Source organism: Saccharicrinis sp. 156, from assembly GCF_050589685.1.
In the GTDB taxonomy this organism is placed as follows: Bacteria; Bacteroidota; Bacteroidia; order Bacteroidales; family Marinilabiliaceae; genus Saccharicrinis.
Genome location: NZ_JBNGOS010000055.1, coordinates 1 through 25,218, shown reverse-complemented (window position 1 = coordinate 25,218; position 25,218 = coordinate 1). Strand labels below are relative to the sequence as shown.

Below are 25,218 nucleotides of genomic sequence, written 5' to 3'. Positions count from 1 at the left end.
CGAAAGGCAAAATAAATTATTTTAACCGCCCTGTGCAATAGATAAAGAATATCCGTTTCGGGTTTTAGTGGAAACTTAAGAAACTATTAATGTTACTAAAGTTTCCGAAACGAAAATCCTTTTATAAATTTGCACTTAATGAAAGAAAAGGATGAATATATTGAAAAAATCACGCCCCTTTTTTTACAATATGGCATTAAGAGTGTCAGTATGGATGATATTGCTAAGGAATTAGGCGTTTCTAAAAAGACTCTTTACCAAGTGTTTAGCGACAAAAAAGAACTCGTAACAAAAACAATTGAACACATTAAATCAGACATGGAAAACATCATCAGGGAGTATTCCAAATCAAACCTGAATGTCATCGAAAAAGAGGCTCGGCAACGCAAAAAATACATGGAAACCTATTTGAAGATTAAGCCAACCTATGTGTACGATTTAAAAAAATTTTACCCTACTGTTTTTCACGATTTCATGGAATACAAGACACAATTGATTTCTGAAACAACCAGAAACTTTGTTCAGGAAGGTCAAGACCAAGGATTATTCAGGAATGATTTAGATCCTGAGTTCATGAGCAAACTTACTGCAACACTGACTTTTGCCGTATTTCATCCTGAAATTGATACTTTCTCAGAAAGCGATTTAACATCCAAACGATTCTCGGACCAATTTTTTATTTACCACATGAATGGTATCTGTTCCGAAAAAGGCCGTAAATTACTTAATGAACTTTTAAAAGATGAATTGCTTTAAGTTTATAATAAATCAACATTATATGACAACTATTTTTAAACTATTCCCCATACCCCTCCTCCTGTGCATAGCTTTAACAAGCAGGGCACAAACAGACACATTGGAAGTTTCGTTAAAGCAAGCCATGGCATATGCTACGGAATTTGGCTATCAAAGCATTAATGCGCAAACAGACATTGAAATTGCAAGAAAGAAGGTCAGGGAGACACTGGCAATAGGATTGCCTCAAGTAAATGCTTCCGCGGATTTTTCGAAATACCTGAAAGTGCCTAAAGTTATTTTGGATGCGACAACGTTTGATCCTAATGCACAGGAAGGTGACATTTTTGAAGCTGAATTTGCTCAACCTTATGGCCTGGCATCTGATCTCAATGTGACACAACTACTTTTTGATGGTTCTTATTTTGTAGGATTGCAAGCCAGTAAGGTATATGTGCGCCTTTCGGACAATGTCAAAGAAAAAACAGATATAGAACTAAAGCAAGCGGTGGCTGAGGCATACTTTATTGCCTTAGTTGCCCAACAAAATATTTCCGAGTTTAAGAAAAGTTTAGAAGTAAATAAAAAGACATTAAAACAAACGAAAGCTTATTTTGAGAACGGATTTAAAGAGGATATCGATGTCGATCAGATGCGCTTAATGGTAAACGAATCGGAACGACTTTATACCGATGCATTAAATCAAGAACAAATTGCCATAGCCATTCTAAAATTCGCTATGGGTTATGCGATTGAAAAACCGCTTAAATTAACCGACAAAATTAATGGCTTATTGGATTTTATTTCGATTACACCTATGGATAGCCGCGATATTAAATCGCATATCGATTACCGGTCATTGATTACTCAAATTGATATTAAAAATTTGGATATTAAAAATCAAAGAGCGGTGGCTATGCCAAAATTAAACGCATTTTTTAATTATAATTATTCCATGTCCGGCCAGGAACTTAGCAGTCTTTACGATTTCGATGCTACACTTGTTGGATTAAGCTTAAGCGTTCCAATTTTTTCTTCTGGTCAACGATCTGCTCAAATGAAGCAAAAGAAACTAGAGCTTAAAAAATTAGACTCGGATAGGTCTATGCTTGAGCAGAGTTTGAAGCGTGATTTGCTCGTTGCGGAGACCAACCTGGAAAATGCCCGTCAACAATTTAACAATGCCAAGTTGTCTAAAGAAATCTCAAAACGTATTTACGACAAATCCCTTATCAAATTCGAAAATGGGATGATGAACAGCCTGCAACTGTCACAAAACGAAAACAATATGGTCGAAGCTATTATATTGTTCAGTCAGGCATCATCCAATTACTTTAATAGGTATATCCAATACCAAAAAGCTACATCACAACTCTAACATTGCAAAATAATTTTATACCGATGAAAAAGATATTAACAATTCTGCTTTTAGCAATGATATTGGCATCATGCGCCAAACCTGAAAAAGATCAGATTAAAGCCAAGATCAAAGAGAATATAAAAACGATTCAAAAGCTTAAGAAAGAAAACGAAAAGTTGGAAAAGGATCTGTTAAAATTCACCGACGAACAACCGAAGCATAAGGTTCCTGTTATAACCCGGGAAGTTAAGCCTAAAGTGTTTAATCACTATATCGAAGCCAATGGTTTGCTCGAAGCTGAGGAGATTGCCATCATCAGTTCCGAAGTGCCGGCACAGGTTAAAACTATCCATGTTAAAGAAGGGCAGAAAGTGAATCAGGGCGATATGTTGGTTTCCCTTAATTCCAACGTTCTAGGGAATGCCATACGCGAAATTGAAACCAACCTGGATCTGGCGACCATTACTTACAACAAACAAAAGAATCTATGGGAGCAGAACATAGGTTCCGAAATGGAATACCTTCAGGCCAAAGCTCAAAAAGAATCCCTGGAAAGTTCGCTTAAATCGCAAAAGGAACAACTTAAACTGTACAATATCACAGCTCCTTTCAGCGGATCGGTAGACGACATCATAATTAAGGAGGGCGAACTTGCATCACCCGGCATGACTCCAATACTACAATTGGTAAATTTAAACAGCATGAAGGTGAATGCTGATGTATCTGAGGTTTATTTACCCAGCATCCATAAGGGGGATACTATCCTGTTAAGTTTCCCGACCTACCCTGACATGGTCATAAAAACCCCTGTTCATCGCACGGGTAACGTTGTACATCCCGACAACAGGACCTTTAATGTGCAACTGGTATTAAACAACATCGACAACAAACTTAAGCCTAACATGATGGCCACACTTAAAATAAACGACTTTAGCATGAACAATGCGTTGACCGTTCCATCAGCCATCATAAAAAATGATATCACAGGCCAGTTTTTGTTTGTGGTTGAAGATGGTAAAGCTAAAAAGGTGTATGTGGAAACCGGACGCTCGTATATGGACGAAACCGTTGTTACCAATGGACTAATGGGCGGAGAGCAAGTGATTGTGGCAGGATACAACACCGTTTCCAACGGTGCCCTTGTAGCCCAAAAATAAGGATTGCACATTGTCATAATGGATATAATAACGATTATTTATGCAAGTAAAAGAGAAAAAGTCGAACGAGAGATTTAAAGATAAGGTAGTGAGGGAATTTAAACTCACCACGCTGGCTTTAAAGAATAAAACCACCGTATTACTATTAACTTTTTCGGTGATAGTTTTTGGGCTGTTTTCATATAATACGCTTCCCAAAGAATTGTTCCCCGAGGTTAAGTTTCCATGGATTATGGTGATGACCCCTTACCCGGGCAACTCTCCTTTAGATATAGAGAACCTGGTCACTCGGCCTATCGAAAAGGAGCTTGAGACGGTTAATGGTATCAAGGATATTAAATCTACTTCCTCACAGGGACTATCGTATATACTTGTTGTTTTTAACACCAACGTTGAAACCAAAGTAGCTTTGCAAGATTGTAAAGATGCTGTGGACGACGCGATGAGCGAATTGCCCAACGACCTGCCGTCCGACCCTGTAATACAAGACATCGATGCCTCGGAATTTCCAATCGTTAATATTAACCTTTCGGGTGATTACAGCATCGACGAACTAAAAAAATATGGCGAAATATTGCAGGACAGAATTGAAGGCATATCCGAGATTTCCAAAGTTGATATACAAGGTATCAACGAAAAGGAAATAAAGGTCAATGTTGATCCTCTTAAGATGGCTTCGTACAAACTTAGTTTCGACGATATAGCCAATGCCATTTCTGCCGAAAACCTAAGTATTTCCAGTGGAGAGATAAAGCTCGGTAATACGCGAAGAGCGATCCGTGCCCTGGGTGAATTTATTGAGGTTAAGGAGATGGAAAACATCATTGTGAAAAGTGAGGAAAGAAAAATAGTGTACCTGAAAGATGTAGCCGAAATAATTGACGGGTATGAAGAACCCTCCAGTATAACTCGATTAGGAGAAGAACCTGTAATTTCGCTACAAGTGGTAAAAAAAGGTGGAGAAAACCTGTTAAACGCTACCAGTCGAATTGAGAAAATCCTTCAAGAGGTAAGTGATAACCATACATTCCCTGAATCATTAAAGATTACTATTACCAACGATCAGTCGGATATGGTAAAAGCACAGTTGAACAGTCTGGAAAACAGCATGATTATAAGTGTTCTTTTTGTGGTTCTTGTTCTATTCTTCTTTTTGGGCACCCGAAATGCGTTGTTCGTAGGTTTGGCTATTCCCCTGTCCATGTTTATGTCGTTTGTTATCCTTCAATTTATCGGATATACCATTAATATGATGGTGCTTTTCGGGCTGATACTGGCGCTCGGTATGTTGGTGGATAATGCCATCGTTGTTGTGGAGAACATCTATCGTTTTGTCGATAAGGGATACAAGCCTCTTGAAGCAGCCCGACTGGCGGTTGGAGAAATTGCCATCGCTATTATTGCTTCTACGGCAACTACGCTTGCAGCATTCTTCCCACTCGTGTTTTGGGATTCAATAATGGGAGAGTTCATGAAATATCTTCCCATCACCTTAATTATTGTATTGTCCTCGTCCTTGTTTGTGGCATTGGTTATTATACCTGTGTTCTCCTCCATGTTTATCAGACACAGTGACACAGACAAACTGCCCGAAAAACGCTTGGTGTACAGAATTATAGGTGTATTGCTCGCAACAGGAACCTTGTTTTATGCTGCAGGGGTTCATATTCTTGGTAGTCTGTTGTTTATTGCCGCTTTTGTTTCGTTAATGAACTTATTGTTTTTTGCGAGAATTGGAATTTGGTTTAAAACCACTTTTCTCGATTACCTGGAAAAAGTATATGTCAAAATTTTAAGCGCTGTTCTTGAAGGGAAGCGTCCGAGAAACCTGCTTTTAGGTACTGTTGCCCTGCTATTCTTTACCATGTTTTTTTATGGACTAAGATCTCCTAACATCGTATTTTTCCCCAGCGGTGATCCTAACTTTATCAATGTTTTTGTGGAGCTTCCTGCCGGCACCCACATTACCACTACCGATGAGTTTGCAAAAAAACTGGAAAGTGATGTTATAGGGCTACTCGAACCATATGAAAAAATCGTCAAATCGGTGCTGACCAACGTAGGTGACGGTGCAAGACTCGAGAATGATCTTGACTTTTCAACCCGCGATAACAAATGCCTGGTTACCGTTTCGTTTGTGGACTACGAGGACCGTGAAGGTATTAACACGGCCGAAATACTTAAGCTGTTTAACGATAGGCTTACCTACAGCTATCCCGGAGCCATATTCACTATCGACCGCGATCAAAACGGACCGCCAACCGGTAAACCTATAAACCTTGAAATTTCGGGCTACGACTTTGACAAACTGGTACTCTTGTCTGACTCCGTTATCCAGATGATAGAAAAATCGGACATTGAAGGTATTGAAGGCTTAAAAATGGATCTTAACGTGAACAAGCCAGAAATGATAGTGACTATCGATCGCGAAAAAGTGCGCAGGTTCGGGATGTCAACCTACCGGGTTTCGGATGCTTTGAGAACAGCCCTCTTTGGAAAAGAGGTTTCCGACTTTAAGGTGGGCGAAGACAAATATCCGATTCAACTGCGTTTTCAGGAGAGGTTCCGAAACAGCGTATCCGCGCTTATGAATCAGAAAATTGTTTTCCGCGATAACATGGGCAACCTCAGGGAAATTCCTATTGCTTCGGTGGCTTCTTTTAAATATGCAACTACTTACGATGCCATCAAACGAATTGATCTTGATCGGGTTGTAACCATCTATTCAAACGTTTTGGAAGGTTACAATGCCAATAATATAAACATACAGCTAAAAGAGTTACTGGCGGATCTTGAATTACCAGCGGGTTACCAGTACGACTTTACGGGGGAGCAGGAAGAACAGGCCGAATCTATGGAGTTTTTATCGGTGGCTCTATTAATGGCGGTAGTGTTGATATTAATAATATTGGTTTCGCAATTTAATTCAATCGTAAAACCTTTTATCATTATTGCCAGTGTTTTGTTCAGTACCATCGGGGTATTTGGGGGATTGGCCACCTTTAAAATGGACTTTGTAGTAATCATGACGGGCATTGGTATTGTTTCGCTGGCAGGTGTTGTGGTAAATAACGCTATCGTACTTATCGATTTTATCGAATTACTTAAATCGCAAAAGAGAATGGAACTGGGTTTGACCGAAGGCGCTTTTTTGCCTGTCGATGCGGACACGCAATGTATCGTAATGGCAGGTAAAACCAGGTTACGGCCCGTACTGCTAACGGCGATAACAACCATTCTGGGACTTCTGCCTATGGCGGTTGGAATCGACATTAACTTTGTTGGTTTACTTAACAATTTCGATCCTGAGTTAAGCTTTGGCGGGGATATGGCTGCCATGTGGTCGCCTATGTCGTGGACGGTAATTTTTGGATTGGCGTTTGCAACCTTTCTTACCTTGATTATTGTGCCGGTAATGTATCGAATTTCGGTTCTAACCAAAAAGAAAGTGATGCATTGGGCAAAGCTGATTTAACAATAGTTATGAGTTAATATTTGGCCCCGTTAACAGATTTGTTATCGGGGCTTTTTTTAAAATTTTCAACAATTAAGGGACCTATCCTATTTACAAAAGCATGTTTTGGTTGTAATTTACACATACCTATACAAAAAATTCTAATTAAAATTTACGGCTATGAAACGGAATATGATTTTCGGATTTGTATTGGGTATATGTATTATGGCCCTTACCTCAAGCTGTTGTACGCCTGAAATTATTGGCAGCGTCCCAAATACATTACGCCCACAAGAAACAAACAATTGGTGTTGGGCTGCAACAACGCAAATGCTCGCTCAACATCATGGAATTATCGTAAAACAATGTGACTTGGCCAACCAACGTTTTGGTGAGACCACATGCTGTAACCCGGCCACCGATGATGACGACTGTCCCAAAAATGCCCTTTGCAACAAGCCCGGTTGGCCCATGTTAGATTATGTTGGCCTTAAAGCGGATGAAACCAGTACAGCATTATCGTGGACCAGCTTAAAAAAGCAAATTTTCTGCGGCAACAGACCTATGGGTTATGCTTATGGCACACCTGGTATTGTTGGTCATGTATTGGTGATAAAAGGCTATATAACTGTTGGAGGAACCAACTATATCGTACTTAATGATCCATGGGCCCCTTGCGTAGGATCTGAAAGGCTCATCACCTATGCTGAATATGCCAATCCGGCGGGTACCGCAACGCATTGGACAACTTTTTACAATGTATTAAAAAAGTAAGCTAAAATAACACTGTCATGAAAGCAATCATATATCTTACCATAGTATTTTTTATAGCTATGCAAACACCTTTATTAGGGCAATCAAGTGATGCCCCAAAATATTTTGACAATCCGGAAGAGGCAGTTAAACAAGCCACCTCGGATATGATTCAAACTATAAAAGAGTTGGAACAATTCAATTTTGGAATAGATCCGGAGCATCTCAAAAAAGCAAAACCAGGACCTGTTATTGAAAACGCCGAACTTAATTTTGAGAGATTACTAAATTCGGAAGCAGACATGGATATCTCAAAGCTTGCGGATAAAACCAAAAATTACCTATACCCTCTTTATTTCGATAAAAAGGTGCTTACTTTGGTTGAACTAAAAAAGGAAGAAAAAGGTTGGCTAATAAGAGGTTTCTCGCCACTTGGGGTAGCAGATGAGCTAAGCGCACTGCTTCGTTCGTATCCTGATTTGCAGAAGCTAAAAATTGCAAAATACGAAATCCAAAACCTGGCCAGTAATGTGTACATTATTGTTGTTAATGGCAAGCAGAATATACATACTAATTATAACAATAAATTTTCCTTAAATCAACCTACTCCGTCCTCTGAGGCATTGAAAATATTGAAAGAAGATGCTATTAAATTTAAAAAGGAGTTTGGGGATATTGTTAAAAAACAAAAACTGGTTGACTAATCCATTAATAAACAAAAAAACCCGGTAAAAGTCATTATATAATGATACCGGGTTTTTTCCATTATAGTTATTTCTTATTTCGTATAAACCTTATTTTCCTGTTCAGCTACCCTGATAAAAGTAGTACGTTTAGATAACTCTTTTAATTTTGAGGCACCAACATACGTGCAGGTGCTTCGCACGCCTCCCAGGATATCCTGCAGTGTGTTATCAACCGCACCACGGTATGGTACCTCCACCGTTTTCCCTTCGCTGGCCCGATAATCGGCTACACCTCCAACATGCTTATCCATGGCAGTCACCGAGCTCATACCATAAAACTGCTTGTATTTTTTTCCATCCTTTTCGATGGTTTCTCCGCTACTTTCATCATGACCGGCCAACATACCGCCCAACATGACAAAATCGGCGCCTGCACCAAAGGCCTTAGACACATCACCCGGAACCGAGCATCCCCCGTCACTGATTATTTGTCCACCCAATCCGTGGGCCGCATCGGCACACTCAATGATCGCAGACAATTGTGGGTAGCCTACACCAGTCTTAATGCGGGTTGTACAAACCGACCCCGGACCAATTCCTACTTTAATAATATCGGCTCCCGCGAGCAGCAACTCCTCTACCATTTCACCGGTAACCACATTTCCGGCCATGATAACCTTATCCGGGAATCGCTCTCTGGCTCGTTTAACAAAAGCAACAAAAGGTTCCGAATATCCGTTAGCCACATCAATACAAAGAAACCTTAAATGTTGGTTCGCATCAAAAATATGCATGACCTTCTCAAAGTCAGCCTCGCCCGTTCCGGTACTTACGGCTATATAATCTTCAACTCCTTGGGGAGCTTCTTCTAAAAAGGTATTCCACTCTTCAAGCGTATAGTGTTTATGTATGGCCGAAAAAAGTTTATTCGCGCTTAAGACCCTTGCCATTTCAAAGGTTCCTACAGTATCCATGTTAGCTGCCATTATTGGAATACCTGTCCACTCGGCAGAGCTGTGTAAAAATTTAAAAGTCCGTTCTAAACTAACTTGTGATCTGCTTTTTAATGTCGATCTTTTAGGCCGGAACATGACATCCTTAAAACCCAACTTAATTTCATGTTCTATTCTCATCTTATCAATCTTTAACGCACAAAAAAGGTTGATATAAATGTACCAACCTTTTTTATTTATCTAATTGTATCTTTAACTTTATTTTGTCAATGCCTCCGCCCCGCTCACTATTTCAAGTATCTCGCTGGTAATGGAGCTCTGACGGGCTTTATTATAACTTAACTGTAGATCTCCAATGAGTTCTGTGGCATTATCTGTTGCCTTATGCATCGATGTCATCCTGGCACCATGTTCGGCAGCTACCGAATCCAAAATGGTTTTAAAAAACATGGTTTTCAACGACTTTGGGATAAGTTCGTCCATAATAGTTTTTTGATCCGGTTCATAAATATACAGCGATGTATGTGTAGCATCCCTCTCGGGCAATTGAAGAGGAAGGAACTGTTGCACCGTAGGGTTTTGAACTGCGGCATTAACAAACTCGTTGTAGGCAATTAAAACCCTATCGTACTTTTTCATCTTAAAATCATCGATTATACTTTGCGATATTTCCTCAACATTACTAAAGCTTAGGTGATTATAAACTTCGTTTTTCTCATCGGAACAGAGGATACCTGCCGTTTTTAACAGTTTTTTCCCTTGTTTACCTATGGCAACCACATCGATAAATCCATTTTTTAAATGTGAAGAATACTCTTTCCTGATCAGGTTGTTTACCTCTTTCACCACATTCGAATTAAAAGCGCCGCACAATCCCCTGTTACTGGTTATCATTACCACCAACACACGATCAGATTCCCTTTCCTCAGCCAAGTCAATTTTTACACTCTCATCATCCATGGAGTTGATCAGGTCGTAGATAATCTCGTTCAGTTTATCGGCGTATGGCCTGATCCGAAAAATATCATCCTGCGCCTTTTTAAGCTTGGCAGCCGATACCAATTTCATGGCACTGGTAACTTGTCGGGTTGTTTTAACCGAATCTATGCGTGTACGTATATCTTTTAAGCTGCCCATTGGATAGTCGTATTACAATTCTTCTTTTTCTTCTTCAACCACTTTAAATCTGCGTGCAACATCGGCAGCCACTTCTTTAAGAACGTCTGTTTCCATTTCCGATATTTTGCCGCTCCCCAGTGTATCTATCACCCCCTTGTGTCTCATCTCAAGGTCGTCGATAAAACTCTGTTCAAATTCTTTTACCTTATCACCGGGCACTTCTGAAAGTAAGCCTTGTGTTCCGCAATAAATCAATGCTACCTGGTGGGCTACTTTTACCGGTGCATATTGAGGTTGCTTTAAAAGCTCCACGTTTTTACTTCCCTTGTCGAGCACGGCCTTTGTGGCGGCATCCATATCAGAACCAAATTTGGAGAACGCTTCCAGTTCGCGATACTGCGCCTGATCCAGTTTCAAGGTACCCGACACCTTTTTCATGGACTTGATTTGTGCGTTACCTCCCACACGAGATACTGAAATACCTACGTTAATAGCGGGACGGATACCTGCGTTAAACAAGTTTCCTTCCAGGAATATTTGACCATCGGTAATTGAAATAACGTTTGTAGGTATATATGCCGAAACGTCACCCGCTTGCGTTTCAATGATTGGGAGAGCCGTCAAAGAGCCTCCACCTTTTACCTTACCTTTGATACATTCAGGTAAATCATTCATTTGAGCAGCAATTTCGTCCGATTCGATAATTTTAGCGGCACGCTCCAACAACCGTGAGTGAAGATAAAATACGTCTCCGGGATAAGCTTCCCTGCCCGGCGGACGACGTAACAGCAAAGAAACCTCCCGGTACGATACTGCTTGCTTCGACAGATCATCATAAATAATTAAAGCAGACCTACCTGTATCCCTGAAGAACTCTCCGAGTGCGGTACCTGTAAACGGCGCATAAAACTGCATGGCAGCAGGATAGGCGGCACTGGCAGAAACCACTGTTGTGTATTCCATTGCTCCGTGTTTCTCCAACGTTTTTACAATTTGAGCTACCGTTGACCCCTTTTGTCCAACGGCCACATAAATACAATAAACAGGCTCGCCTTTCTCAAAAAATTCTCTTTGATTGATAATGGTATCAATAGCGATGGCTGTTTTACCCGTCTGTCGGTCACCAATAATCAACTCTCGCTGTCCCCTACCGATTGGAATCATCGCATCGATTGCTTTCAATCCTGTTTGCAAAGGTTCCTGAACCGGCTGACGGTAAATTACACCCGGCGCTTTTCTTTCGAGGGGAAATTCAAAAAGCTCCCCGTCGATACTTCCTTTACCATCAATAGGGTCTCCATTGGTATCGATAACACGACCTAACATGCCTTCTCCTACCTTAACAGAGGCAATGGTTCCGGTACGTTTTACTATGTCGCCCTCTTTGATTTCATTTGACGAACCCAACAGCACCACTCCAACATTATCTTGTTCAAGGTTTAAAACCACTCCTTTGCACGATTCAAACTCAACAAGCTCATTTGCCCGGACCTTGTTTAGTCCGTAAACACGGGCAATACCATCACCCACCTGAAGTACCGTTCCAACCTCTTCAAGATTAGTATCTGTAGTAAAACCTAGTATTTGTTTTTTTAATAGTTCCGAAACCTCGGCAGGTCTAATATTTTTCATTAGTACAATTTTAACCGGTAGTAATTAACTCAACAGTTTCTTTTTTAATTCCTTTAGCTTATTAGCTACTGTGGCATCCATCATTTTTCCGTCCACCATTAATATAAATCCTCCAATCAGATTATCTCTAACCCTTACGGTAAGTTCTATATCTGTCCCAAGCTCCTTTTTCAATATATCCTTAACCGTATTCAGATACTCCTTATCTAACTCAAATGCGGTGTATAGCGATACCGTTTTAATATTTTTGTCTTTCTTGTAAAAGTCAATGTAATTTCTGGCAATGGAAGCTAACATAGATTCGCGCCTGTTATCCACCATAATATTCAGAAAATTCATGGTTAGCTGGTTTACATGTTTTTCAAAAACATTTTTTAATGCTCTTTTCTTTTTGCCCGGAGTAATCGCCGGACTGGATAAAAGCTCGTTGAACTCTTCGGTATTTTTACAATAATCCGATAGCATGTCCATGTCTTTGTAAACATTATCCACCTCACCTTTTTCTTTACTTAAAAGGAATAAAGCTTTTGCATATCTTACGGAAATTAAACTGTCGTTCATGTGTTTATAATTGTGATATTTAAGGTCACATTAATTTGCCTAAAATTTATGCTTAAAAGCTAATTTCAAGGCTTGATTATTTACCTTACTCCGTAATTAATTAAAATTTACATTATTTAAGTACCTATCAATGATCGCTTTCTGCTTGCTGTCATCTTTCAATTCCGATTCGATCAAGAGACCAGCAATATCTATTGATAATTCTGCAACCTGCTTTTTCAATTCCTTTATAGCGGCATTTTTTTCCGTCTCAATTTGCTTACGGGCTGAATCGATTATTTTATTGGCTTCAAGGCCAGCACCCGTGCGAGCTTCCGCTAAGATTTTATCTTTAAGCTCACGAGTTTCTTTTAATAACTCGTCACGTTCGTTTTTGGCGGCATCCATCATAGCCTGCCTTGTTTTAACCAAATCTTCCACTTCAGCTTTTGCTCTTTCGGCAGCTTGCAAAGATTGCTCTATGGTTTCATTCCTTAACTTTAAGGCATTTAAAATAGGTCCCCAAGCATATTTTTTGAGGATAAAGGCCAAAATGGCAAATGAAAGTGTTGTCCAAAATACTAACCCGGGATCGGGTGTTAATAAAAAATCCATACGCCTCGTTTTTTTAATAAAACAGAAAAAGGCAATTAACCTTTAAGAAGGGCAACTACAATAGCAAATAAAGCAGCACCTTCGATAAGCGCGGCAGCAATAATCATTGCGGTTTGAATTTTAGAGCTTATTTCCGGCTGACGGGCCATGGCTTCCATTGCCCCATTGGCTAATTTCCCGATTCCAAGACCGGCACCTAATACAATAATTCCTAAACCTACAGCAGTAAGAGAAAGTGTCATAATTGTTTAATTTTATAAATGTATATTAAATTATAAATTAATGTTCGTGATCTTCAACGGCCATTCCAATGAATAAAGCCGATAATAAAGTAAAAATATAAGCCTGTAAAACCGCTACCAATAATTCTAATGTAAACATGATTATCGTTAGCAAAACAGATACAGGGGATATATAAATTGTTTTTAAAATAAAAATGAGCGATACTAAACTCAATATGATGATATGCCCGGCAGTTATATTGGCCAATAAACGAATCATTAGCGCAAATGGTTTTGTAAATAAACCAATGATTTCAACCGGCACGAGTAATACCTTAACAAAAAACGGTACGCCGGGAGCAGTTAATGTATGCTTCCAATAGCTTCTGCTTCCGTTGATATTTGTAATTAAAAAGGTGATTACAGCCAACACCATGGTAACTGAGATGTTACCGGTAAAGTTACTCCCTCCCGGAAAAAATGGCACCAAGCCAAGCAGGTTATTGATCCATATAAAAAAGAAAACTGTAAGTAAGTACGGCGTAAATTTATGTGCCTTGTCAGGATTGATTTGTGCATCTGCAATATCTTCCTTGACAAACAATATGATAGGTTCCAACAACGCCTGAATTCCTTTGGGTTTGGCTGGGCCACCATTATACGCTTTTGCTGCAGTCAGGAATAGCCAAATTAACAATGCTATGGACAGCCACATAGACCAAACATTTCTTTTTAAAGAAAAATCTAATGGTGCCTCATTAGTAATATGGCCATGATCATCTTTTTGCACCGTACCCTGCGCATCCGACTTGTAGATTTTACCGTGATGGTACAAGAAATAACTCCCATTACTTTCTGCGACATGGGTATTATGATCGAACCTGGAATACAAAAAGAAATGCACTTTACCTTTATCGTATAAAATAATAGGCAATGGTATTTCAATATGTTTTTCGTCTGCTCCTTCAACCCATGAAACTACATGCCAAACATGGGCATCAGAGATATGGTGCATTATTAAATCGGTAGGATCAAAAACTTCTTCAGTTTCTTCGAAAGGCATCTTTTCATCGGACGCAAAACTACTCGAATAAAAGATACCCGTGAGTAATATAAGTACACAAAGAAATTTCTTCATCACAATTTTAAATCAATCGAACGTTGTACATTAATCGTTTCTTACGATGGTAACAACTGAAAAGTTAAGATAAATTATATAATTTATCATGAAAAACAAGGCAATGGCCACTTTTTGTTGATGATCACCCAATAAAAAAGGGAGCAAATAAATTAATGCAGCCATCATCTTTACCATAACCCCGGCCAATATTAAACCAGTGTTGTGCATAACAAACTTCTTCCTAAGATGTTTTGTCAATAACGCTGTTAAAACATATAACACGAATAAAAATACCTGTCCTTCCAATACAATTCGCAAAACAGCAGGAAATAAACAGTATGCTAATATACCATTTATCAATAACAACGCTGAAAAAAGAAACAGGTAATATATGGGCAAACGCCATCCGCTATTTTTATTCACTTTTATTTTTTGGTACCCTGAGCTTGAGGTTCAACTACCTTAGCGCTTCCACCCATTAGGCATTTACCGGTAAACACAGCTCCCGGTTCTATGGTAAGCTTGTTGGTCTCAATGTCTCCCAACAGCTTTGATGTAGCCTTTAACGAAAGCAATTCTTTAACCATAACTTTACCTTCCAAAACACCTTCAATCTCAGCGTTCAGGCAATTTGCCTCTCCCCTCACTTTTCCTTTACTACCTATAACTACTTTTCCCTTCGATACAATGTTTCCCTCTATCTCACCATCAATCCTGATACTCTCGGTTGTTTCGATGTTACCGATAATTTTAGTTCCGGAGCCAATTAGGTTATGTAATTTAGTTTCCGGTTCGTATGACTTAGCCATATTATTATAATTTATTTGTTGTGTATAATTTTCTAATGTCAAAGAAAATAAAAAAAAAAGAACGTAATGTAAGGATTAAAATATTTTACTTAAAAATAGATTCCTAAAGCATTTCTCCAATAGCACAAACAAGGGTTACATTAATAAACCTTCAATCTTTTTCATTTGAATTTCTTTGTTTACTTGTCTCAATTTTTTAGCCGTATTTGTATAATAAACATGTTTGCTAAGAAATGCATGTTGTTTCATGTTCCACTCCTTTTGCGAAATTTTTCCATTATAGTTACATAATTCTTCCCAAAGTTTTTCGGATAGCGGAATAAAATCGGCTCTGCCGAGGTAATCCAGGTCTGCGTCTTTTATTATTTTTTCCATCAACTTGGTAGGTTCAGCATCACTTTCGGTTGCCATAATCAACTGGCAAATAATGTCGATTTCATTTTTATTGTAAAAATAATGCGGCAAAATTTCCTTGGCAATTCTTACGCTTTGAACCTCGTGTCTCATTGGGTTAACCATGTAACCGGTATCGTGAAACAATGCCGCTGTTTTAACCAAAAGCAGTTCCTTGTTATTTAATCCTTCGGCTCTGCCCAACACCTCCACTTGGGTACATACGTCAATGGTGTGCTTAATGTTGTGGTATTTTAATGCCGAAGATAACTCCATACGCATTTGCCCAAGAACGGCATCTTCCAAATCATTGTAACGAATCCATTGCAGCTTTGTATAGAAAACCTGATTAGGGTATATTCCTTCACCGTTCACTGAAAGGTGCGGTATAATACTCTTTACAAAATACATATCCGTTTCGCCCTTATATTTTATGGGCATCTTGCCCCTATATTCGCATTCGAAAAAATCTTTAACCAATTGGTAGGTCACTCCCGAAACATTTATTTTTCCGGCCACACCGGAAGATTCCATCCTGCTGGCGATATTAACGGTATCGCCCCAAATATCAAAGGATAACTTTTTACGCCCGATCACTCCGGAAATAACCGAGCCGGTGTGGATACCTATGCGCAGTTCCCAGAAATCCTTTCCGCTTTTTAGCGCATCCTGTCCCGTTTCTTGCATAAATCGTTGCATTTCAATGGCGGCCATTACCACTTCAATCGGGTTAGTTCTGTTTTTTTCGGGCAGTCCGCCTGCACACATGTATGCGTCCCCGATGGTTTTAATTTTCTCTATTTTATATTTATCCGCAACTTCGTCAAAATGTATAAAAAACCGATCCAGTTCATCAATTAGATTCTCCGGGTTCATATGCTCCACAATCTTTGTGAAGCCCTGTATGTCTGCAAACAGAACGGTGGCCTTTTCGTACTTGACCGATGCTCTTTGCGCCAATTTTCGATTGTCAATTGGCTCAGGATCGGGTTTGTTGATATATTTTTTTAAAAAAGGAGCGATAGAATCGTTTTGCCAGGCATTTACTTTATCCCCACTCCTTCCTTTTAAACTGATCTTTAGAACGATGATGGCGAAGATAATAAGCAACAGCAGAATAACAGTGGAAAGAAAATACCTGTTATACGATGACGAGATGACGAGATAAACTTTTTGAACATAGTCTGGCGATTCCAGCACGAACTCATAGACTCCATGATCCAGACCAGTATAAGTCGCACTATTTTTTAATGTCCAATCACCAAATGAGGGATCCAATCCTTTTAAATAATATCGCAACAAGCCGGCATCCTGGTCACTTGCAGGTACAAAATTGAACTCAATAAATTTAAATTTGTTCGACTTTATAACAATTGTATCCGTTATCTCCGATAAATGAATGGTATCTCCTGAAAGAATAATAGAACTTATTAATTTTTTTCTTTCATTCTCATTTAAATTACCTTCCTTTGCAAAGCAACTATAATTCTTTAGTGCTAAGAGATATAGAACAACTAAGACAAGCTTTCGGGCACCATTGATTAAAACTTTATAAGTCACAGTCGATTGTTTTAATCTTTAATTCTTGATTTTTTACCAAAAGTAGTATATTTATTTCGCAAAATAAACCGTATATTTTAAATTAACCTCATGGAGAACTCGGAAAACATAATATTAGTGCCATATGACTTCACTGAAGTTGCCATGCATGCGATAGACCATGCCAAGTCTATCTCAAACAAAAACAATGCTGAAATCATCTTGTTGCATATTGTTAAGAAAGAAAGCGATATCGAGCCTTCGCTCCAAAAGCTTAACAAAGAAACAGAGATGATTAAGGACAAGTACAACCTGGAAACCAAAGCCATTGTAAGGGAGGGAACCATTTTTAAAACCATTAACGAAGTTGCGCAAGAAATGAATGCCATCATGGTTATTATGGGGACTCATGGTATAAGAGGAATGCAAAAGTTAACCGGAAGTTGGGCACTTAAAGTTATCATTGGCTCTAAAATACCATTTTTTGTGGTTCAGGAGAAGCCTATCAACAGTGATGTAAAGAAGATTGTATTTCCTGTTGATTTTAAAACGGAGAACAAAGAAAAACTGTTTTGGGCGGAGTTTATTTCAAAATATCTTAACACCAAAATATATCTTTTGAGCAGTTCTACCAAAGACGGGGTTATTGAACCAAGAACAAAAGCTAACTTAGTTTTTTGCAAGAAGTATCTGGAAGAAAGGGGTATCGACTACGAGCTTTCCCTATCCGAAGGTAAAGGCTCCTTTGCTCAAGAAACAATTAGTTTTGCGGATAACATCGAAGCAGCTGCTATTATTATCATGACCACCAGAGACATCGCTTTTCATGATTATATTTTAGGGGCCAACGAACAGCAGATTATTGCCAACAGTTACAAAGTACCGGTTATGGTGATCAATCCTAGAACCGATTTGATGAAATACGGTTACGGGGGCGGATTTTAAATTTACCTGAAACGCACTACATATTTAAACAACGACCGCTCAGTCGTTGTTTTTTTTTAAGTAATAAAATACTTTTGCACTCAACCATAACGTTATCTAATTAACATGAAACTTGTTTTTGCCACAAACAACCTCAACAAACTTGAAGAGCTTCAACATATTCTGGGTAGTTCAATAGAATTAAAAAGTTTAGATGATATCGGTTGCAACACCGAAATTCCCGAAACCGGAATGACCTTAGAAGAAAACGCTACACAAAAATCGAGATTTATTTACGACACCTATCATCTGGATTGTTTTGCAGATGACACGGGACTAGAAATTGAGGCCTTAAACGGTGAACCCGGCGTGTACAGCGCACGTTATGCCGGCAAGGAAAAAGATGCCGTGAAAAATATGCGCAAGGTGTTAGATAGAATGACAGGTATAAAAAACAGAAAATCAAGGTTCAGAACCGTGATTTCTTTAATTATTGATGGCACCGAACACCAATTTGAAGGTATTGTAAATGGTACTATTAAGCGCAATGAATCCGGCAGCAAAGGGTTTGGTTATGATCCTATCTTCGTGCCCGAAGGATATGATATTTCATTTGCTGAGATGGAACTAACCGAAAAAAACAAAATAAGTCACCGGGCAAGGGCGGTTGTTAAACTGGTTGATTTTTTAAAAACACTATAGATACAATATAACTTAATATGAAATCATTCATAACATTTGGTTTGTTCATACTTAGCCTATGCCTATGTAAAGCTCAAGTAGCTATTGGCAGCTGGCAGGATTATTTATCATTTGCCAATGTGCATAGTGTTGAAAAGGTAAACAACAGGATATATGCCGCTACAAACGTTGGCCTGTTTTCGTATGATACGGAAGAGAATGTTGTGGAAAAAATTACCAAGTTAAATGGTTTGTCGGATATAGAAATTACAGCTATTGCAACATCAAGTAGTTTAAACATACTTATTGTTGGATATGATAACGGAAATATTGATCTGGTTAGCAACAACGACGTTTGGAATATCCCAGACCTCAAATTCAAAGAACTTCTTTCCGATAAGGAAATCAATCATATACATGTAGTCAATAATTTGGCGTATTGCTCAACAACTTTTGGGATTATTGTGCTGGATCTAGTCAAAAAGGAAATTTCAGACACTTACCTGATTGGGGATAACTCGTCATATTTAGGGGTTAACCAAGTGACCACCTCATCTGATTCAATTTATGCGGCCACAGAAAAAGGTATACTTGGAGCACCACTGCAAAGCAATTTACTATCATTCTACCAAACCTGGAGAACAGTAAGTTCGGATAACAAAGAATACCTTTCGTTGGTTTCAATAAATGACGAGCTTGTTGCCTCCGGAAAAAACGGTAACTCAGGGCAAATAATGCGATATGCCAATGGAAACTGGGAAAACTTGTTCCAGCTAACAAAGTTTGTCGACTTAAAACAATATAATTCACAATTATATACAATATCAAGTGATATCATATATAAATACGATAACAATCTCAGCATAGTAGATTCTATCCATCAGTATTCTATAGATGGAACAGAACTAACAACGGATTTTTCATCTGTTTTAATAGATGAAAATAATGATCGCTGGGTTGGTGATGCATCTAACGGATTGATTCAAATATCCAACTCAAACGACATTCAAATTCTTCCGGATGGACCAAGTTCCAACAAAGCATACAAAATGGCAGCATCGGAAAATGCCTTATGGGTTGTAGCCGGCATTAACCACTACGTTGATCCTGAATTCCACCCAGCGGAATGTTCCATATTGAGAAATAACGAATGGAAACACTTTACTTGGCAGAACAACGACTTTTTAAGCAACGCTTATAACCTGAATGATATTGCAATTGATCCAAGAAACGAAAATCATGCTTTTATCAGCAGCGCGCACAGTGGAATCTTTGAATTCTTGAATGACGAAATTGTTACCCATTATATCGATACAGAGAAAAATGCACCAATAGACTCGGCCTACATATGGAGATTGGTAAATGGCGTTGTAATGGATGGTGATGGAAACTTATTTGCCAATAACATGAGTGACTCCATACCGGTTATTGTAAAGCCAGACCTACTTTTAAACACCGACAGTGCCAACCATTACGGATGGTATTTATACGACTATGACACATTTGGTGGTGCCGATTCCGATCCTTGGATGTGGCAAACAATCGTTACTTCATGGGGGCATTTATGGAGTATTTCGGTGCGCAACCCAGTAGGCCTTTTTGTATATGATACTTCAGGTACTATTGAAACCGATAGTGATGATAATTACAGATATGCCGGTGACGTAAACAATTCCGGCAATTCCAAATTATTACTTTGGGATGAAGACGGTGACGAAATAGATCTTGAACCTATTTGTTTGGCAGAAGACAAAAACGGTTATATATGGGTTGGAACCACAAGTGGTATAGTAGTTTATTATCGCCCAACGGAAATATTTAACCTGGATAAACCCATTGCATCACGGGTTAAAATTCCCAGAAACGACGGAAGTGGCCTGGCTGACTATTTACTCGAGAATGTTCAGGTAAACGTTATGGCAGTAGACGGTGCTAATAGAAAATGGGTTGGAACTGAATCTAACGGGGTTTATTTGATCTCTTCGGATGGGACTGAAACAATTCTCGAATTTAGCACATCTAACAGCCCATTATTATCAGACAGAATCCTATCCCTGGCCATTAACCCTAACAGCGGAGAAGTTTTTATGGGTACCGATAAAGGTATTTTGTCGTACAGAGGAACGGCTATTGAAGGTAAACCAACTTATTCAAGCGTCAAAGCTTTTCCTAACCCTGTGAATCCTAATTATGAAGGTTTGATAACTGTAACAGGATTAATGGAAGATTCCAACATAAGAATAACTGACATCAGCGGAAAAATAGTATACCAGGCTAACTCAACTGGCGGGCAAATAGTATGGGATGGAAAAAACATGTACAATGAAAATGTCCGCAGTGGGGTATACCTAGTCTTTGCAACCAACGAAGATGGTTCGGAAGATATGGTTACCAAAATAATGATAATCAGATAGTAATTAAAAAATATTTTACTTGTATCTTAACAACCATAAAAGTTTCATCAGTATTTTATGACCAGACGAATAACATTTATAATTATCTCATTAGTTCTTATTGGATTACTTGCCTATTCTTATCACTACTTCTCCAGCCTTAAGAACTTTAAGAACAACCAAGCCATCAAAGCAGTACCTACCGATGCTTCGGTAATTATTCAGGTTAAAAAACCCGATCGGATTTCAGATATCATATTAAACCGTATCAGTTATAACGAAGCATTGTTGGAATTCGATTGGTTTAATAGCTTTTCTAATCACCTGAAAGCATTTGAAGGCGATTCTCTTATTGTAGATAAATCCATCTTAAGCTTCCTAAAATCAAAACCGATTACCATATCTCTTCACCCCTTGGGTAAAGAAAAAGTAAAATCTTTATTTGCCTATTCTATTAGCAACAAGGCTCAGCAGAACATATTCGTTAATTATCTGGAAGAAAATCCGGACGGATGGGCTGTTAACCAGCGAAAATATAACGCTTCCAATATCTACTCTATTAAACCAACCGGGGTAAAAACTGAGTTGTTTGTCAGTTTTTATCGTGGGCTCCTCATCATAAGCCCTGCTTCGTTATTGGTAGAAAACGCGTTGAGACAACTTAGATCCGACTTCACACTTATGTCGGATAAAACATTCAGCAAACTTTTTAAAACAGTGGGAAGCAATAGCGACGCCAACCTTTTTGTTAATTTCAATAACATAGGGCAGGCGTTATCAAAAGTTTTTACTAAAAACCACAAGAAAAAACTATCCTTTTTCTCAAAGGTTGCCTCTTGGGGCGAATTTGATCTGAACCTGAACGACACACATATTCTTATCAATGGTTTTTTATATACCGATGAAAACCAAACTAAGATGAACGCACTGTTTGATGGTATTGATGCCGGTTATACAAAAATAAACCAAATAATACCTGATAACGCCAGTTTTGTTCAAACAATTAGTTACGATGATAAGGATAAAATGCGTCGCAACCTAAAAAACTACCTTAAGCAAGAAGGTACGTACGAAGCTATTCAAAGTAATTATAACAAACTTGGTTTTAAGAATTCCCTTGAGTCCACAGAAGAACAAGTATTTGATATTATTGACAAAGAATTTTCCTATGTCATTAACAATTCGTCCGAAAATGAAAACAATGATAACAGCTATTTAATATTAAACACAAAAAGTAAATCTAAAACTATTAGTCTATTGAACAGCTTGTCTGATTCAGAAACAAAACCGGTTACCTTTTACCAGCTAGATCAACAAACCCAATACCCCATCTATAAATCAACGGCCGCAAAAGTATTTCCATTGTTATTAAATACATACTGCCCGGAGCTACCCAAGGATTATTTCACTTTTGTGGATAATTACATGATTTTCTCGAATTCTGTCAAAAAACTATCGGACTTAATTTATGCCAATATCCTTCATAAAACTTTAGATGATAGCAAATATCACCGGCAGTTTACCAATATGTTCTCATACAAGGAAAACATGTTTGTTTATTGCGACATTTCTAAAATTAAATCGCTATTGCCCGAATCGGGTAATCTCGAACTTTTTAATCCTTCGAGAACACAGCAGGAAAGTTTAAACCAATTTTATGGATTTGGGATTCAACTGGCAACAGCAGCCAACGACTTAATATACGTAAACGCATGCATCCATTATTTGCCAACCCGCGAGAGCGAACCCGAAACCGTCTGGCAAAGCGGTCTGGATAGCACTATTATAGGAAAACCAGCATTAGTTGTAAACCATTATACCAAAGAAAAGGAAATTTTGGTTCAGGACAAATCGAACATGCTTTACCTGATTTCCAATTCGGGCAGGGTGCTTTGGAAAAAGAAACTGGAAGCACAAATTATGGGAGAAGTGACCCAAATTGATTATTTCAGAAACAACAAATTTCAATACTTATTTAATACAGTTAATAGGATATATTTGCTGGATAGAAACGGCAATAACGTAGAAAAATACCCTATTGATCTGGCTTATAAGGCCACCAATCCGATAGCTGTATTTGATTACGACAATAACCGCAACTACAGGATTTTTGTAGCTTGTTCAAACAGAAACACCTACGTATTCGATAAATCCGGAAATAGAATTACGGGCTGGAAAGCCAAAGCTACCGAAGGTAAAGTAAGCCAACCTATTCAGCACATTAGGGTTCAAGGAAAAGATTATATTGCTTTTGCAGACGACAAACGAAATTATATTTTAAACCGAAAAGGGGAAAACAGAGTAACTATCAAATCGGATTTTATCCGCAACGAAAACAGTTTATTTTATTTGCTGACAGAAAACAATATACCTTTCCTTTTAACAACCGATACAAACGGAAACCTGCAAAAAATCAACTTAAACACAGGTGACTGTATCACTACTAAATTGCTAAATTCAAATGAAGGGCATCATTTTATGGCCTGGGATTTTAGTAACAACAAAGGCATGGAATTCATTCTTGTTACAAAGGAAAATGTATATGCTTTTAAGGCCAATTCAAAAAAACTTTTTGAGGTGGAAATAGACGGCAACCTACTCCCAACAGCTGACGGTTACCATTTCTCGGGCAACAACAAAAAAATTGGGGTATTTGATCAGGAAAACAATAAAATATATCTCATCAACAGTAATGGATCGGTCTATAAAAACTTTCCTTTAAGAGGAAAATCCAGGTTCAGCATAGGGTTTTTGAATAAAGAAAGTACTAAGTTTAACCTTATTGTTGGGGGCGAAAACAACTATTTATACAACTATAAAGTTGAATAACTGGCATGGCCGTCTGCCTGCAGCGAGCACGGGACAAATACTCAGGCCACGCGGGGGCATGATTGAAGTTTGCACTATTTATCAGAGTTTTGCTAATTTTTAGAAGATATGAAAAAAATTAAAATTGGGGTTCTTGGTGTATCGAACCATTTAATAAAACGAATAGTTTTGCCCTTACAAAACACCAAAAATTGCGAAATTTATGCTATCGCCTCCCGTAACGCCATAAAGGCACAGCAATTCGCTAATGAGTTTGGTATTGAGAGAGTACATGATAGTTACGAGGTTTTGCTTGAAGACCCTGATATCGATTTTGTATATATTCCTTTACCCAACCATTTACATCTGGAGTGGGTAAAAAAAGCAGCCATGGCTAAAAAGCATGTTCTATGTGAAAAGCCAATTGCCCTTGATACCAAACAAGCTCAGGAATGTGTTGACATAGCCAACAAAAACGGGGTTAAATTAATGGAGGCTTTTATGTATAAATTCCACCCGCTATGGATTCACGTTAAGGATATGGTCAGAACCAATCAGATTGGAAAAATAATGTATATAAATGCTTCATTTGCATATAACAACCCGGCACCCGATAATATTAGAAACAAAAAAGATTTTGGCGGAGGAGCAGTCATGGACATCGGTTGTTATGCGATATCTGTTCCTCGTTTTTTGCTGGATCAAGAACCTGATCAGGTTATTTCAATACACCAAAAACATAACGAATTTCATACAGACACACTAAGTTCCGCGATTCTCGATTTTAACGGAACGCATGCCAGTTATACGGTTTCAACCTTAAGTCATGCCAATCAATATGTTGAGGTTATTGGAAGCTCCGGCCGTATTCGTGTTCATATACCGTTTAATACCTATGTTGATACCAGGGCCGAGATATTGGTTTCCACCGGCCAAGGGGATAGAACAGTAACTTTTGAGGTATGCGACCAATATGGATTGATGTTCGATGCCTTTGCTACATCAATCATAAATAATAGCCCAACTCCGGTTAATGTATCAGATGCCGTAAACAACATGAAGGTGATTGATGCTTTATTTAGGTCGAATGAGACCCGAAAGTGGGAAAGAATAGGGTAATCCCCCGATTAAATCAGGCTTTAAACCGCAAGAGGCATTAAAAATACAGGTTAAACCCAGATTATGTATTGGAGGTTCGTCATGAGCATTGCAAGAACAATAAAACAAGGCATTACTGAAACGAGGCATCACTTGTCCCGATTACTTTCAACGATTTTATTTAGCAAGAATACATTACACTATTTAAATCTAAAGTCAAGTTTGTAG

General features: G+C 38.5%; 20 protein-coding genes. 11 read left to right on the top strand and 9 right to left on the bottom strand.

Annotation, left to right across the window (positions count from 1 at the left end; genetic code table 11):
- The first annotated feature begins 138 nt into the window (after positions 1 to 138).
- From ACRD64_RS23125 to ACRD64_RS23100, 6 genes are all read left to right on the top strand, one after another.
- The gene (locus ACRD64_RS23125; protein ID WP_430936593.1) at positions 139 to 756 is read left to right on the top strand and encodes a TetR/AcrR family transcriptional regulator; all 618 of its coding nucleotides are present in this window, start codon (positions 139 to 141) and stop codon (positions 754 to 756) included.
- Between the two features lie 22 nt (positions 757 to 778).
- Entirely contained in the window at positions 779 to 2,113 is a 1,335-nt protein-coding gene (locus ACRD64_RS23120) for a TolC family protein (protein WP_430936591.1), read from the top strand.
- A 23-nt stretch (positions 2,114 to 2,136) separates the two neighbouring features.
- A complete protein-coding gene (locus ACRD64_RS23115; protein ID WP_430936589.1) occupies positions 2,137 to 3,252 on the top strand; it encodes an efflux RND transporter periplasmic adaptor subunit in 1,116 nt (371 codons plus the stop codon).
- A 40-nt stretch (positions 3,253 to 3,292) separates the two neighbouring features.
- Positions 3,293 to 6,727: an efflux RND transporter permease subunit gene (locus tag ACRD64_RS23110; protein ID WP_430936587.1), complete on the top strand. Its 3,435-nt coding sequence runs from the start codon at positions 3,293 to 3,295 to the stop codon at positions 6,725 to 6,727.
- A 159-nt stretch (positions 6,728 to 6,886) separates the two neighbouring features.
- Entirely contained in the window at positions 6,887 to 7,480 is a 594-nt protein-coding gene (locus ACRD64_RS23105; RefSeq protein WP_430936585.1) for a papain-like cysteine protease family protein, read from the top strand.
- A 17-nt stretch (positions 7,481 to 7,497) separates the two neighbouring features.
- Entirely contained in the window at positions 7,498 to 8,163 is a 666-nt protein-coding gene (locus ACRD64_RS23100) for a hypothetical protein (protein WP_430936583.1), read from the top strand.
- 74 nt (positions 8,164 to 8,237) lie between these two features.
- On the opposite strand, the gene ACRD64_RS23095 is transcribed toward ACRD64_RS23100, so the two are convergent.
- The 9 genes from ACRD64_RS23095 to ACRD64_RS23055 form a co-directional block, all read right to left on the bottom strand.
- On the bottom strand, positions 8,238 to 9,278 hold the full coding sequence (locus ACRD64_RS23095) for a GMP reductase (RefSeq protein WP_430936581.1): 1,041 nt from the start codon (positions 9,276 to 9,278) through the stop codon (positions 8,238 to 8,240).
- A 78-nt stretch (positions 9,279 to 9,356) separates the two neighbouring features.
- Positions 9,357 to 10,235, bottom strand: coding sequence for an ATP synthase F1 subunit gamma (atpG, locus tag ACRD64_RS23090; RefSeq protein ID WP_430936579.1), 879 nt, complete (start codon positions 10,233 to 10,235; stop codon positions 9,357 to 9,359).
- A gap of 12 nt (positions 10,236 to 10,247) precedes the next feature.
- Positions 10,248 to 11,849, bottom strand: a complete 1,602-nt coding sequence (gene atpA, locus ACRD64_RS23085; protein ID WP_430936577.1) for a F0F1 ATP synthase subunit alpha — start codon at positions 11,847 to 11,849, stop codon at positions 10,248 to 10,250.
- 24 nt (positions 11,850 to 11,873) lie between these two features.
- Positions 11,874 to 12,410 carry an ATP synthase F1 subunit delta gene (atpH, locus tag ACRD64_RS23080; protein ID WP_430936575.1) on the bottom strand — a complete coding sequence of 179 codons (537 nt, stop codon included), beginning with the start codon at positions 12,408 to 12,410 and terminating at the stop codon, positions 11,874 to 11,876.
- A 96-nt stretch (positions 12,411 to 12,506) separates the two neighbouring features.
- Positions 12,507 to 13,004 (bottom strand): F0F1 ATP synthase subunit B, encoded by a 498-nt coding sequence (gene atpF, locus ACRD64_RS23075; protein ID WP_430936573.1) that lies wholly within the window; start codon positions 13,002 to 13,004, stop codon positions 12,507 to 12,509.
- A 35-nt stretch (positions 13,005 to 13,039) separates the two neighbouring features.
- Complete coding sequence (gene atpE, locus ACRD64_RS23070; RefSeq protein ID WP_301199878.1) at positions 13,040 to 13,246, bottom strand: ATP synthase F0 subunit C; 207 nt, start codon at positions 13,244 to 13,246, stop codon at positions 13,040 to 13,042.
- 37 nt (positions 13,247 to 13,283) lie between these two features.
- Entirely contained in the window at positions 13,284 to 14,363 is a 1,080-nt protein-coding gene (gene atpB / locus ACRD64_RS23065) for a F0F1 ATP synthase subunit A (protein WP_430936570.1), read from the bottom strand.
- Between the two features lie 407 nt (positions 14,364 to 14,770).
- The gene (locus ACRD64_RS23060) at positions 14,771 to 15,154 is read right to left on the bottom strand and encodes a bactofilin family protein (RefSeq protein ID WP_430936568.1); all 384 of its coding nucleotides are present in this window, start codon (positions 15,152 to 15,154) and stop codon (positions 14,771 to 14,773) included.
- Positions 15,155 to 15,289: 135 nt separating this feature from the next.
- Positions 15,290 to 17,107 (bottom strand): adenylate/guanylate cyclase domain-containing protein, encoded by a 1,818-nt coding sequence (locus ACRD64_RS23055; protein WP_430936566.1) that lies wholly within the window; start codon positions 17,105 to 17,107, stop codon positions 15,290 to 15,292.
- A 90-nt stretch (positions 17,108 to 17,197) separates the two neighbouring features.
- Between ACRD64_RS23055 and ACRD64_RS23050 the strand changes: the two genes are divergently transcribed.
- The 5 genes from ACRD64_RS23050 to ACRD64_RS23030 all read left to right on the top strand — a co-directional run bounded on the left by ACRD64_RS23050 (position 17,198) and on the right by ACRD64_RS23030 (position 25,011).
- Positions 17,198 to 18,031 carry a universal stress protein gene (locus ACRD64_RS23050; protein WP_430936564.1) on the top strand — a complete coding sequence of 278 codons (834 nt, stop codon included), beginning with the start codon at positions 17,198 to 17,200 and terminating at the stop codon, positions 18,029 to 18,031.
- Between the two features lie 105 nt (positions 18,032 to 18,136).
- Positions 18,137 to 18,712, top strand: coding sequence for a non-canonical purine NTP diphosphatase (locus ACRD64_RS23045; RefSeq protein WP_430936562.1), 576 nt, complete (start codon positions 18,137 to 18,139; stop codon positions 18,710 to 18,712).
- Positions 18,713 to 18,729: 17 nt separating this feature from the next.
- Complete coding sequence (locus ACRD64_RS23040) at positions 18,730 to 21,105, top strand: T9SS type A sorting domain-containing protein (RefSeq protein WP_430936560.1); 2,376 nt, start codon at positions 18,730 to 18,732, stop codon at positions 21,103 to 21,105.
- 57 nt (positions 21,106 to 21,162) lie between these two features.
- Complete coding sequence (locus tag ACRD64_RS23035; RefSeq protein WP_430936558.1) at positions 21,163 to 23,913, top strand: hypothetical protein; 2,751 nt, start codon at positions 21,163 to 21,165, stop codon at positions 23,911 to 23,913.
- A 108-nt stretch (positions 23,914 to 24,021) separates the two neighbouring features.
- On the top strand, positions 24,022 to 25,011 hold the full coding sequence (locus tag ACRD64_RS23030; protein WP_430936556.1) for a Gfo/Idh/MocA family protein: 990 nt from the start codon (positions 24,022 to 24,024) through the stop codon (positions 25,009 to 25,011).
- Positions 25,012 to 25,218 lie beyond the last annotated feature (207 nt).